The following is an 11,980-nucleotide window of genomic DNA, read 5'->3' on the forward strand; positions in this document are numbered from 1 at the left end:
CCATAGAGCATTGGAACCACCTGATCCCATCCCGAACTCAGCAGTGAAACGATGCATCGCCGATGGTAGTGTGGGGTTTCCCCATGTGAGAGTAGGTCATCGTCAAGATTAAATTCCGAAACCCCATTTGCGAAAGCAGATGGGGTTTTGTTTTGCGCGATCGGAAAGTCTTCAGCCTTCGCCTACAAATTTGCACAGTTATTTCTGAACCAGACCACTAGAATAGGCGCCTAACCTTTTTAGAGTAAGAGCCCTATCCATGCCCGAGCCGGTTGATGCCCCACAGGTGTCTGACTTACCACTGGACGATCTGGTGGCATGCCATGAGTGCGACTTGCTGATGCGCAAACCTGTGCTCGCCCGAGGCGAAAAAGCCCAATGCCCACGCTGCGGTTATGAGCTGTACGCTCATCGCCACAATGTCATTGAGCGCAGCCTCGCGTTGGTGATCGCCGCACTATTGCTGTACATCCCCGCGAACTTTCTGCCCATCATGCAGCTCAATCTACTCGGGCAGTCCTCAGAGGACACCGTGTGGACTGGTGTCGTCGGCCTGTTCGATACGGGCATGCAAGGCGTCGCAATCGTGGTCTTCCTGTGCAGCATGGGCATTCCGTTGCTCAAGCTGCTCTGCCAATTGACCGTGCTGCTCAGCATCCGCTGGAAGATCGGCCGCAATTACGGCCTGCTGCTGTATCGCATCTACCATCACATGAAAGATTGGGGGATGTTGGAGGTCTATCTGATGGGCGTGCTGGTTGCGATCGTCAAGCTCGCCGACATGGCTTCCATCACGGTTGGCGTGGGTCTCGTTTGTTTTATCAGTTTATTAGTGGTTCAGGTTCTGCTTGAGGTGGTGATGTCGCCCCACCAGATCTGGCAGGCGTTGTCAGGAGAGGATGATCATGCGGGCGATTGATGCGGGCATTCTGGTGTGTACCGAATGCCATGAGCTGAACACACAAGAGCCGGACACCGATGAGCAAACGTGCACCCGCTGCGGTGCGTTGATTCATCCACGTCGGCCCAACAGCCTCGCCCGTACATGGGCACTGCTTGTCACGGCGGCGATCCTCTATATCCCCGCCAACCTGTTGCCCATCATGACCGTCAACTCACTCGGCCAGGGCGAGCCCAGTACTATCATGGCCGGTGTAATCCAACTGGTGCAGCATGGGATGTTTCCTATTGCTGCGGTGGTGTTCATTGCCAGTATTCTGGTGCCGACGTTCAAGCTCGTGGGCATTGGTCTGCTACTGTTCTCGGTGCAGCGCCACCAACCGCTGTCCGCGCAACAACGTATTGTCATGTACCGCTTTATCGAATTCATTGGCCGCTGGTCCATGTTGGATATCTTCGTGATCGCCATCCTGGTGGCAGTCGTAAACTTTGGACGGCTCGCCAGCGTCGAGGCCAATCTCGGCGCTGCGGCGTTCGCCAGTGTGGTGATTTTGACGATGCTTGCCGCTGTAACTTTCGATCCCCGACTGATTTGGGATAACACGGAGTCGGACGACGACCATGAGTGATTTGCCTAAAGCTAAAACCCGCCCTGCCTCCAACTGGTCCGCTATTTGGGTGTTGCCCCTGATTGCGCTGATCATCGGCGGCTGGCTCGGATGGCGCGCCTATTCCCAGCAGGGCATCGAGATCCAGGTGCGCTTTGAAAGCGGTGAAGGCATCCAGGTCAACAAGACCGAGGTGGTCTACAAAGGCATGCCCGTGGGCAAGGTCAAAGCCTTGGCGCTCGATGACGAGGGCAACAATCGCGGGGTGATCGCCACCATCGAGATGGGCAAGGATGTCGAGCAGTACCTCAAAACCAACACCCGCTTCTGGCTGGTCAAACCCAGCGTAACGCTGGCCGGCATCACCGGTCTGGAAACCCTGGTGTCGGGCAACTACATAGCCGCCAGCCCCGGTGACGGCGAGCCCACACGCAAATTCAAGGCGCTCTCCGAAGAGCCGCCGCTGTCCGACGCCAAGCCTGGCCTGCACATCACCGTCAAGGCTGATCGCCTCGGCTCGCTCAACCGTGGCAGCCCGGTGTTCTACAAGCAGATCCAGGTCGGCCAGGTTAAAAGCTACCTGTTGTCCGAAGACCAGAGCACCGTCGAGATCAAACTCTATATCGAACCGACCTACGCCCATCTGGTGCGCAAACACACGCGTTTCTGGAACGCCAGCGGCATCAGCATCGACGCCAATCTGTCCGGCGTGAAGGTGCGCAGCGAGTCACTGTCCAGCATCGTCGCCGGTGGCATCGCTTTTGCCACCCCCGAGAATCGCAAGGACAGTCCGCCCACCGATCCTAGCCTGCCATTCCGGTTGTACGAAGATTTCGACGCCGCCGCTGCTGGCATCCGAGTCAAGGTCAAGCTCACCGACTTCGAAGGCCTGCAGGCCGGCCGCACGCCGGTGATGTACAAAGGCATCCAGGTCGGCAGCCTGAAAACCCTGAAGATCGACCCGGACCTGTCCAGTGCCAGCGCCGAGCTGACCCTCGACCCATTGGCCGAAGACTATCTGGTCCAGGACACTCAGTTCTGGGTGGTCAAGCCGTCCATCTCCCTCGCCGGCATCACCGGCCTGGAAGCTCTGGTCAAAGGTAACTACATCGCCATCCGTCCAGGCGACAAAGGCACTGCGCCCCAGCGCGAATATGTCGCCCGTGCGAAAGCGCCCCCCCTGGACCTGCGTTCTCCCGGTTTGCACATGGTGTTGTTCACCGACAACCTCGGCTCCCTGGATGTCGGCAGCCCGATTCTGTACAAACAGGTCAAGGTTGGCTCGGTGCAGAGCTACCAGTTCTCGCGCAAGAACAAGCAGTTGGTGATTGGCGTACACATCGAGAAAGAATACGAAAACCTGGTCAACGGCTCGACGCGTTTCTGGAATGCCAGCGGCGTCACCCTGACCGGTGGCCTCACCAGCGGCATCCAGGTCAAGAGCGAATCCCTGGCCAGCCTGATGGCCGGCGGTATTGCCTTCGAAACACCTGAGCCGAATGTACCGCTGAAAAAACACATCCCGCGTTTCCGTCTGTACCCTGATCGCGATGCCGCCAATCAGCACGGCACCTTGGTGACCATCAAGGTTGATCGCGCCGATGGCCTGCGTCCTGGCACGGCGGTGCGTTTCAAAGGGTTGGACGTGGGCAAGATCGAAAGCGTAGACCTGAGTGCCGACATGCAGTCGGTGCTGCTCAGCGCCCGCATCACCCAAGTGGCCGACCGTATCGCGCGCGCTGGCAGCCAGTTCTGGGTGGTCAAGCCGGAGCTGGGCCTGATGAAAACCGCCAATCTGGAAACCCTGGTGACCGGGCAATACATCGAAGTGCAGCCAGCCACCAAAAACGCAGGCCCGCAAAAAAGCTTCGTCGCCCTGGCACAGCCGCCGGAAGCTGCGCGCCAGGAGCAAGGCTTGAGTCTGGTACTCAGTGCCGCGCGCCGTGGCTCGCTGAAGGAAGGCGTGCCAGTGACCTATCGCGAAGTCACCGTGGGCAAGGTCACCGGCTACGAGCTGGGCCAGACCGCCGACCGCGTGCTGGTGCACATCCTGATCGAGCCCAAGTACGCACCGTTGGTCCGCAGCGGCAGCCGCTTCTGGAACACCAGTGGTTTTGGTGTGGATTTCGGCTTGTTCAAGGGCGCTACAGTGCGCACCGAATCCCTGGAGACGCTGGTCGCCGGCGGTATCGCCTTCGCTACGCCAGACGGCGAGCGGATGGGCAATGCAGCGCGGCCGCAGCAGACGTTTCCGTTGTTCGACAAGTTTGAGGATGAGTGGCTGACCTGGGCGCCCAAGATTCCATTGGGCAAGTAGACCGAGGCGCGGCTATCGAGAGCAAGTCCCTCCCACATTAGAAAGTGTCACAGTTCAAATGTGGGAGGGGGCTTGTCCCCGATCAGGCCCTCTGCAGCACCACAAAAAAGGCCGCGATCCATGGATCGCGGCCTTTTTGCATTTCAACGCAACAGATCAGACCTCATCCAGCTCCGCCTGCGCATTCACCGTCGCCCTCACCTGATCATGGCGCCGAATGTACTTCCAGTCCGCCTCATCGATGTAGATCCCGTTCGGCCCGCTGCCGCCTTCCAGGTCGATCGCCACCTGGGCAGACACCTGCGGCTTAACACTCGCCAGGATCGGCACAAAGCCCAATTGCAAACTGGTCTCCAGCAACGCTGCCTGGTTCTTCTCATCGATATCCGCTGCCTCGTCGAGGTAGTACGGCAAGCGCACGCGTCCGGCCTGGTCGCGGTCCATCAGGTGCAGCAACAGGTACATGTTGGTCAGCGCCTTGATGGTCATGGTGGTGCCGTTGGACGCGGCGCCATCAATGTCGGTGTGAATCACCGGCTGGCCGTTCACCTTGGTGATCTCGAACGCCAGCTCGAACAAGTCCTTGAGGCCCAGCTGGTTATGGTTGGCCGCCACCAGGCGCGCCAGGTATTCCTTGGCCTCTTCGTTCTTGTTGTCTTGCTCGGCGCTCTGGCTGAGGTCGAACACCGACAGGGTTTCGCCTTCCTCATACTGACCGGCGCTGTGGATGATCTGGTCGATATGCTTGAGCGCTTCCTTGTTCGGTGCCAGCACGATGCGGAAACTTTGCAGGTTGGAGACCTGGCGCTTGTTGATCTCGCGGTTGAACAGCGCCAACTGGTGTTCCAGGCTGTCGTAGTCACTGCGGATATTGCGCAGGGTGCGCGCGATATCGGTCACTGCCGCCCGCCGCGCCTTGCCCAGCGTCAGAGCCTCATCGGTGCGGTGCGCATAGGCGTTGATCAGCAGTTGCAGGCGGCGCTCGACGTCATCCTCGCTGTCGAACTTGGCCACGCCCTTGAGGCGCACCTGAGCGTACAAGGCTTCAATCTGACCATCGGCACGCAGCAAACCCTGCCAGCTGTCCTGGTAGTCATTGAGCAGCGGCAGCAGGTTATCCATGGAGTCGTCGACCGGGTCCATGAACGGTGTGCCAAACGGCAGGTCCGCCGGCAACAGCTGGCGACGGCGCAACGCGTCATCCAGCGTGCGCTGCTTGGCTTCCATATCGCCAATCTGGCGGCCCACCAGTTGCAGCTTGGCCGACAATTGCTGGACGCGCTCGGTGAACGCATCGCTGGAGCGCTTCAACTCGTCCTGCGCCGCTTCCATCTGCGCCAGCTGTTCCAGCTTCTCGCCTTCTTCGGCGCTCAGGGTCTGCGCGCGACGGAAGTCTTCCAGGGCCTTTTGCGCATCCAGCACCTGCTGGTAAAGCGCCTCCGTCTGAGTCTTGCTGGCTGCGCGATCGGAAGCCACAGCCTGTTGGGTCTTCAGTTGCTTGAGTTCTTTTTCCAGACGCTCTTTCTGATCACGCAGTGCCGCGCGATCCGCCAAGGCCTGCAATGCCGGTGGCTCGATGTGCGAGATGTCGATGGACAACCCCGGCACCTCAAAGCGCTCGCCCTTGAAGCCATCAAGGATGTGCTCCAGGGATTTGACCCACTGACCGTCCTCATCCAGCGTGATGCCGTGTTCACCCAATGGCAGGCTGAACAGCGAACTGTTGAACAGGCGCATCAGACGCTCGACATCCTGCTGTGAGAATTCTTCACGCAGTTTGGCGTAGCTGTTGTTGTCGGCGTGATCAAGCTGCTGCTTGACCGACTTCAGGCGTTTTTCCAGATCACGCAGACGCTCGTCCAAATCCTCGGCACTGAACTGCCGCGACTGTGCCAGCGCACCCGCCAATTCATCGTGAGCGTCCTTGGCCGCGAGCAACTGCTGCTCCAGCGTCTTCACGTCGTCCACCAGCGCAAAGCGATGCTTGAGCACTGACAGCTCGCCCAGCCAGCGCTGAATGCCGCTGATTTCACGCTCCAGGCGCATCAGCTCCTGGGTGCCGCCGCGCTGGTCATGCTGCAGCGCGTCCTGTTCATTGCGGTAGTGCTCGGCCTGGATGGTCAGCTCTTCCTTGCGTGCACTGGCGTAATCCGACCAGGTGCCCAGCAGCGAATCCAGCAGCGGTGACAGGCGATGCAACTTGCCGCGCAATACGTCGCGCACGCGCACGCCATTGGCCAGCGCTTCGACCAGCGGCCCGGCAGCCACCAATGAGTTGTAGTCCTGCTCCATGCGTCGCACGTCGCGGAAGGCTTCTTCGCACGCCGCGATGTAGTCCACGCTGCCGGAACGCAGGCTGTGTTCGAAGGCATCGAGGAACAGTTGCTTGAGTTTGGCCGCGGTGATTTCGCGCATGTGCAGCAGGTTGATAAACAGCGCGCGGAACGTCTTCAGGCTCTGCTCGCTGGTGGAGCGCAGCGGGATCAGGGTCAGGTCCAGCGGGATCGACGTGTGACCGCCCACCAGCAAACGCCGCAGTTCATCCGGCTTGAGTTCGTAGGCCTTGAGGCCCTCTTTCTCAAGGTTGGTAAACAGCTCTTTCTGCCGCAGGCAGGTGTCGTTCTTCTGGTAGTGGGCCAGGTCCAGCTTGCCGGCATAGGCGAAGAACTGGTGACCAAAGCCGCCCCCCGGGCCGCGCCCGACCACGCCGATCACATGCGGGCCATGGGGCAGCGAGACTTCCACGAGGATGTAACTGGTGTCAGTGGCGAAATAGAAGCGCCGCGATTGCTCCAGGGTGTACTTGCCGAAACTCATGTCCGACATGCGCGCCAGAATCGGAAACTGCAAGGCGTTGATTGAAGCGGATTTGCCCAGGTTGTTCGCGCCGTACACCGACAGCGGCTCTTCCAGCGGGAACAAGCCCAGGCTGTAGCCAGCGGTGTTCAATAGGGCGAAGCGGCGGATGCCGTAGCGTTCCTTGCTCATGCATCGGTCTCCTGTTCTTCGGCAATGGCACGCGCCAGGGCGTCTTCTTCGCTTTCTTCCTCGAAGTCGATCAAATCGAGCGGGTCATCGGTCTTCAGCAGTTTTTCATCGCTGTCTTCGTCGATGATCACCGGCGCCGGCAATGGCAACACGCTGTGCACGCTGGCGGCGAGGTCACGGTCCTGCTGCACTGACAGGCACACGTCAAGGAAGCGGTGCATGGGCGGCAGGAAGCGATAGATGCCGTTGTCTTCGCTGGCAAAACCCAGCTGGGTCATGCGGCGCATGATTTTTTCTTCGAGTTCTTCCTGGGTCTGCACTTCGGCCTGGATAAACAGGTCGCGGTATTTATCCAGCAGCGACGGCAGTTCATCGCGGCCCAGGCTGCCACCGTCCAGCACGGCGATCGGGTCACGGCCCTGGTCGGCCAGGTGCTCGACGATGATGAAGGTGAACAGCGCCAGACGCTGGGCGGTCTTGTTGACCTGCGCACTGGCGATGGCGGAGTCCGGCACGAAGTAATAGAAACCACGGGTGTCGCACACCAGCTCAAAGCCCAGGGCCTTGAACAGCGTGCGGTACTGGTCCTGGAAGTTCGACAGCTGCGCGTACAGCTCCGGGTCGCGGCGGCTGACGTGGTAACCCTTGAACAGCTCGCGAAAGATCGGCGCCAGTTGGGACAGTTCGGATAGATCAAGATGCATAAGGTGTACTCGCAGGTTGCTCGGCGGCGTCTGTGCCGGCCGGGAGCAGGGCGAATGAGCGCAGGCTGACCTGGTGCTCGTGTGTGTGGTAATCGCGGCGTTCCAGGCGTTCGCGCTTGAAGCGCTTTTCGCGCGAGAGCCGGGAGAACCAGTACAACAATTCGTCGGTGGCGCCGTCCGGTTCCTGCTCCAGTAGCCAGGTCATCAGGTCGGGCATCGGCAGCGCATCTTCGCAGCGTTCGAGCATTTCCTTGACCGTACGCGGCGCACGCTGGGCCTGGCCCTTGTGGGATTTGTGCGCCTTGGGGAAGCGCGCCGGTTTCGGCTCGAAATTCGCCAGGGCATACACGTAGGCCTCGACCTGGCTGGCACTGCCGAGAAAGGTGCTTTGCGGCCGAGTGAACAGCGGCATCGCCGCCTGCGGCACCGCGTCCAGGCCTTTGCGGCGGATCGCCGACAGCGCCAGCGCCGCGCCTCGGGTGACGGCATTGTGCCGACGTGCTTCTTCACGCAACGGCAACAGCAGCTCACGCGCATGACGCAAGGTCAGCTGGGCGCTGGTCTGCATTTCGAGGATGCGCGCGTGGGTGCGCAGCAGCATGTCATCGTCCACCAGGTGGCCGAGGCGCTGTTGCTCGGTGAGCAGGCGCAGCAGCACATTCTCGACCTTGCGCACGCCTTGCTCGAAGGCACCATCAGCGTTCACCAGTTGGATCATCGGTTCGACGTATTCGTCCCAGGTGGCGAGTACTTCGGCGTAACGCTGGCGCAACGGGATCTGCCGGTCGCTGGTCTTGGCGCGATCGGCCACGGCGGCGAGGGCCTGTTCGTCGTTGGCGAGTTTTTTCAGCACGTCGCGCACGCGCATGTCCAGCAAGCGCAATTGCCGGGCAAGGTCGTGGCCGTCACGGATGTCGAAGGCGTCCTGGATATAACCGGCCAGGCGCTCGAGGTGGCGCAGGTAGGCTTCGATTTCCAGGCACAGGCCGAGCCGGTGCTCCTTGCGCAGGTAGGCGAGGAAGTCGTGGATCTGTGCGTTGAGCTCGAAACGGTTCGGGCTCTTGGCCACAGGCACCAGGATGTCCAGGCGAATCCACACGTCCAGCAGGCTGGTGATGTCCTGGGGTGTACTGTCCAGTTGTTGGGCGGCCAGTTGCGCGCGCAGCTCGCCCAGGCTCAGGGTGCCTTGGTCGAAGTGTTCGCACAGTGGCTCAAGCAAGGCCCAGTGTTCGGCGAGGGCGCGCAGGACGCGCTTGGGTTCGATCATGGGAATGGCCGGCTGGTTGGCGATTAAAGGTCGCGATTGTACTGCATTGGGGGTGGGATTTATCCACAGCCGGTCAGCGCGCAGTGGGCGATTGTTGCCGAACAGCGGTAGAATCCCCGCTCTTTACTTATCCACAAGTGGCCGAGCTGTGCTTATCGAGTCCCGACGTCGCGCTTACTTGACCGCCATGCAGGTGGTCAACTGGCTGCCCCGCACCGAACTGCCGTTTGCCGCACCGTCGCGGCCCGAGCTGTTGCAGGCGCCTGAGCCCTATGAGGCGTTCGAAGCCTCGGGCGAGGAGGCCGCTGCGCCGGTGGCGGTGGTCAAGCCTGTGCCTGAAGTGCGACTGGTGGTCGAGCGGGCCAAAATCGAAGTGCCGCGCCCCTCGCCAGTGACCAAACCGGCGGTGGCCGAAGACACGGCGCCGGTAGCCAAGGCGCCGGTGGTGCCGCCGCCGCGTTTCGCCCTGCAGCTGCTGCGGGCCGGACGTTGCCTGCTGCTGGTGGAGTTGCCCACCGGCGAACGCTTCCAGACCCGCGACCCGGCCTACATGCTGCTCAAGGACATGCTGCGCGCCGCCGGCCTGCCCGACAGCCCGCAGATCGTCGGCGACCCGGTGCGCTGGCCGTTGCTGGTGCGCGGCACCATGGACCAGGGCCCGGAAGCCGCGCGGGATTTTGTGCAAGGATTTGTCTCGGCGCGACTGGAAGACGAACCCTGCGTATGCCTGTGGCTGATTGGCCTGCCCGCCGTGCGCTTTGCCGGTGAAGCGAATGCTGAAGCCTGGTACCGCGAGCTGCAGGTCGAAAGCCTGGGCTCGGTGTGGGCCCTGCCGGGCCTGGAATTATTAATGGAAGAGCCACAGCGTAAGGCTGATGTCTGGCAAGCCATGCGCCGGCTGATGGCGCGCTGGAAAACAACCGATGAGTGAGGCTTTATCCTTCCGCCCGATGACCGAGGCCGACCTCGACGCCGTGCTGAAAATTGAATACGCAGCGTTCAGCCATCCCTGGACGCGTGGCATTTTTCTCGATGGGCTGGGCAAGTATCAGATCTGGTTGATGTTCGAGGGTGAGCAGCAAGTGGGGCACGGGGTGGTTCAGATCATTCTCGATGAGGCCCATTTGCTGAACATCACCGTCAAGCCGGAGAACCAGGGGCGTGGCCTGGGCCTGGCGCTGCTGGAGCATTTAATGTCCCGCGCTTATGCGGCAAACGCTCGGGAATGCTTTCTGGAAGTGCGTGACAGCAACACCGGCGCGTTCCGCCTCTATGAGCGTTACGGTTTCAACGAGATCGGCCGTCGGCGCGATTACTACCCAGCTGTCGGTGGCCGCGAAGACGCAGTCGTCATGGCCTGTACGCTTGTCGACTGAACACATGGATCAGTGTGGGAGGGGGGCAAGCCCCCTCCCATATTTCTAGCAGTGTCGTGTCAGCGCTTGCCGTTGAGCGGGTCGAGATCCGCCAGTTCGGCCTCGTCCAAGCCATTCCCACCGCCGATATCGCTTTCACCGACAACGCTCAAGTCGTAGTCCGCAGCGCTGTCTTCACCTTCCTCCCGCGCATCCCGCGCGCCGTCTTCCTGAATCAGTGTCTCAGGGCTCATGTCGTCGTCGGTCGGTTGGTGATCGTCGGTCGACGCACCGGTCATCCCGGCTTCGCGCACACGTTCTTCGGGCATCAGATGCTCGCGCTCGCCGCGCGGAATCTCATCGCCGATTTCCGCCGTCTGATCGTCCTGGTCAAAATCCAGCTCACGCACTGAACCCATGCGGTCTTCGTTATCGTCAATCGGTTCGGGCTGTGTAGCGCCGTAGGGACGTCGTGATTCAGTCATGGCCAATCCTCATACTGTGGGGCTTATAGTGTGTGGACAGGCGCTGCGCCCCAAAAATTCAAGCTAATTTGCGCCAGGCGTGACCTGCACGAGGTGTTGGCAGTCACACAGCTGCGCATCATTCCCGAGGCTTTCCCTGATGAACGAACTACAAGACCTGCTTGATAACAACGAACGCTGGGCGGATGCGATCAAACAGGAAGATCCCGAATTCTTCGCCAAGCTCGCCCGCCAGCAAACCCCGGAATACCTGTGGATCGGCTGTTCCGATGCGCGTGTACCGGCCAACGAGATCGTCGGCATGCTGCCGGGTGATCTGTTCGTGCACCGCAACGTGGCCAATGTGGTGCTGCACACTGACCTCAATTGCCTGTCGGTGATCCAGTACGCGGTCGATGTGCTCAAGGTCAAACACATCCTCGTCACCGGCCACTATGGCTGCGGCGGCGTGCGCGCGTCGATGCAGGACCGTCAGTTCGGCCTGATCGATGGCTGGCTGCGCACCATTCGTGACCTCTACTATGAAAATCGCGAAGTGCTGGCGCAGTTGCCCACCGAAGAAGAGCAGGTCGACCGCCTGTGCGAGCTGAACGTGATCCAGCAAGTGGCCAACGTCGGCCATACCAGCATTGTGCAAAACGCCTGGCACCGTGGGCAGAGCCTGTCGATTCATGGCTGCATCTACGGCATCAAGGATGGCCGCTGGAAAAGCCTGAACACCACCATCAGCGGCTTCGAGCAGTTGCCGCCGCAATATCGCCTGCGCCCGCTGGGTGACGCCTAGGGTCAATTGGCGCGTTCGCGCAGCTCCAGGAACGCCCGGCCTTCTGCGCTGAGTTGTTCCTGCGGGCCTTTAATCCAGCCCCGACAGTCCGGTGCGCCGCAGGTGCAGGCAAACTGGCGCGGCAGGGCATCGCCGGTGGTGGCGTAATCGATGGTCAGCCAGGTGCCGGCCGCAATAGGCATCACCGACCAAAGCTCCAGATAGGACGTGTCGACATACGTATTCGGGTGGCAGGCGTGCTGCAGTTGGCCGCACACCCAAGGGTCATACAGCCAGATACGTCCCGAGATCTGCAGCGTGTGCTGACGGCATTCGCCCAAGGCATAGCCGAATACGCGGGCGATGAGGGTGCGGTTGTCGAACGCGACGCGGGATTTGATACCGATGATTTCGCCGGTGGTGTCGCACACCACTTCAAATTCGCGCGTGGAGGGGTAGCCATACTCCGTCAGCGTTGTCGTAAAGGGATACAGGCGGTCGTCGGCAGAGTTGGCGCGAATCGCCTTATCCATGGCACGAGTTTTCATCACGCTCCTTGAATGGGCTGCATCGACCTGCCGGTAATGGCTGAC

Annotated in this window: 11 protein-coding genes and 1 rRNA gene; 7 read left to right on the forward strand and 5 right to left on the reverse strand. The window is 60.8% G+C overall.

What is annotated here, in order from left to right:
- The 4 genes from rrf to TU75_RS03690 form a co-directional block, all read left to right on the forward strand.
- Nucleotides 1–108: ribosomal RNA gene (gene rrf / locus TU75_RS03675) — 5S ribosomal RNA — on the forward strand; the annotation flags it as partial.
- A gap of 151 nt (nt 109–259) precedes the next feature.
- On the forward strand, nt 260–919 hold the full coding sequence (locus TU75_RS03680; protein ID WP_060548234.1) for a paraquat-inducible protein A: 660 nt from the start codon (nt 260–262) through the stop codon (nt 917–919).
- On the forward strand, nt 906–1,529 hold the full coding sequence (locus TU75_RS03685) for a paraquat-inducible protein A (RefSeq protein ID WP_060548235.1): 624 nt from the start codon (nt 906–908) through the stop codon (nt 1,527–1,529). Before TU75_RS03680 ends, TU75_RS03685 begins: the two co-directional genes overlap by 14 nt.
- Nucleotides 1,522–3,825, forward strand: coding sequence for a PqiB family protein (locus TU75_RS03690; RefSeq protein WP_003232855.1), 2,304 nt, complete (start codon nt 1,522–1,524; stop codon nt 3,823–3,825). Before TU75_RS03685 ends, TU75_RS03690 begins: the two co-directional genes overlap by 8 nt.
- A 156-nt stretch (nt 3,826–3,981) precedes the next feature.
- Here the strand turns inward: TU75_RS03690 and mksF are convergent, their stop codons facing one another.
- Genes mksF through mksB form a run of 3 tightly spaced genes read right to left on the reverse strand, consistent with a single transcriptional unit; the run spans nt 3,982 to nt 8,784 of the window.
- Nucleotides 3,982–6,813 (reverse strand): Mks condensin complex protein MksF, encoded by a 2,832-nt coding sequence (gene mksF, locus TU75_RS03695; protein ID WP_060548236.1) that lies wholly within the window; start codon nt 6,811–6,813, stop codon nt 3,982–3,984.
- A complete protein-coding gene (mksE, locus tag TU75_RS03700) occupies nt 6,810–7,517 on the reverse strand; it encodes an Mks condensin complex protein MksE (protein ID WP_060548237.1) in 708 nt (235 codons plus the stop codon). Before mksE ends, mksF begins: the two co-directional genes overlap by 4 nt.
- A complete protein-coding gene (gene mksB, locus TU75_RS03705; RefSeq protein ID WP_015371055.1) occupies nt 7,507–8,784 on the reverse strand; it encodes an Mks condensin complex protein MksB in 1,278 nt (425 codons plus the stop codon). The genes mksE and mksB overlap by 11 nt, the downstream gene beginning before the upstream one ends.
- Nucleotides 8,785–8,971: 187 nt before the next feature.
- Here mksB and TU75_RS03710 point away from each other — a divergent pair, with 187 nt between their 5' ends.
- A complete protein-coding gene (locus TU75_RS03710; RefSeq protein ID WP_060548238.1) occupies nt 8,972–9,715 on the forward strand; it encodes a hypothetical protein in 744 nt (247 codons plus the stop codon).
- On the forward strand, nt 9,708–10,160 hold the full coding sequence (rimI, locus tag TU75_RS03715) for a ribosomal protein S18-alanine N-acetyltransferase (RefSeq protein WP_003188286.1): 453 nt from the start codon (nt 9,708–9,710) through the stop codon (nt 10,158–10,160). The genes TU75_RS03710 and rimI overlap by 8 nt, the downstream gene beginning before the upstream one ends.
- Before the next feature lie 59 nt (nt 10,161–10,219).
- On the opposite strand, the gene TU75_RS03720 is transcribed toward rimI, so the two are convergent.
- Nucleotides 10,220–10,624 carry a hypothetical protein gene (locus TU75_RS03720; protein WP_003232865.1) on the reverse strand — a complete coding sequence of 135 codons (405 nt, stop codon included), beginning with the start codon at nt 10,622–10,624 and terminating at the stop codon, nt 10,220–10,222.
- Nucleotides 10,625–10,763: 139 nt separating this feature from the next.
- Between TU75_RS03720 and can the strand changes: the two genes are divergently transcribed.
- On the forward strand, nt 10,764–11,408 hold the full coding sequence (gene can, locus TU75_RS03725; RefSeq protein WP_003232867.1) for a carbonate dehydratase: 645 nt from the start codon (nt 10,764–10,766) through the stop codon (nt 11,406–11,408).
- Between the two features lie 2 nt (nt 11,409–11,410).
- Here the strand turns inward: can and TU75_RS03730 are convergent, their stop codons facing one another.
- Nucleotides 11,411–11,935, reverse strand: a complete 525-nt coding sequence (locus TU75_RS03730) for an SET domain-containing protein (protein ID WP_060548239.1) — start codon at nt 11,933–11,935, stop codon at nt 11,411–11,413.
- Nucleotides 11,936–11,980: the final 45 nt, after the last annotated feature.

The sequence above is a fragment of the Pseudomonas poae genome (assembly GCF_001439785.1).
Taxonomy (GTDB): domain Bacteria; phylum Pseudomonadota; class Gammaproteobacteria; order Pseudomonadales; family Pseudomonadaceae; genus Aquipseudomonas; species Aquipseudomonas poae.

Excerpts from the sequence above, each read along its gene's own strand:
- mksF (WP_060548236.1), bottom strand. The coding sequence starts at position 6,813 with ATGAGCAAGGAACGCTACGGCATCCGCCGCTTCGCCCTATTGAACACC.
- TU75_RS03680 (WP_060548234.1), top strand. The coding sequence starts at position 260 with ATGCCCGAGCCGGTTGATGCCCCACAGGTGTCTGACTTACCACTGGAC.
- can (WP_003232867.1), top strand. The coding sequence starts at position 10,764 with ATGAACGAACTACAAGACCTGCTTGATAACAACGAACGCTGGGCGGAT.
- mksE (WP_060548237.1), bottom strand. The coding sequence starts at position 7,517 with ATGCATCTTGATCTATCCGAACTGTCCCAACTGGCGCCGATCTTTCGC.
- TU75_RS03690 (WP_003232855.1), top strand. The coding sequence starts at position 1,522 with ATGAGTGATTTGCCTAAAGCTAAAACCCGCCCTGCCTCCAACTGGTCC.
- TU75_RS03685 (WP_060548235.1), top strand. The coding sequence starts at position 906 with ATGCGGGCGATTGATGCGGGCATTCTGGTGTGTACCGAATGCCATGAG.
- TU75_RS03720 (WP_003232865.1), bottom strand. The coding sequence starts at position 10,624 with ATGACTGAATCACGACGTCCCTACGGCGCTACACAGCCCGAACCGATT.
- rimI (WP_003188286.1), top strand. The coding sequence starts at position 9,708 with ATGAGTGAGGCTTTATCCTTCCGCCCGATGACCGAGGCCGACCTCGAC.
- TU75_RS03730 (WP_060548239.1), bottom strand. The coding sequence starts at position 11,935 with ATGAAAACTCGTGCCATGGATAAGGCGATTCGCGCCAACTCTGCCGAC.
- mksB (WP_015371055.1), bottom strand. The coding sequence starts at position 8,784 with ATGATCGAACCCAAGCGCGTCCTGCGCGCCCTCGCCGAACACTGGGCC.
- TU75_RS03710 (WP_060548238.1), top strand. The coding sequence starts at position 8,972 with ATGCAGGTGGTCAACTGGCTGCCCCGCACCGAACTGCCGTTTGCCGCA.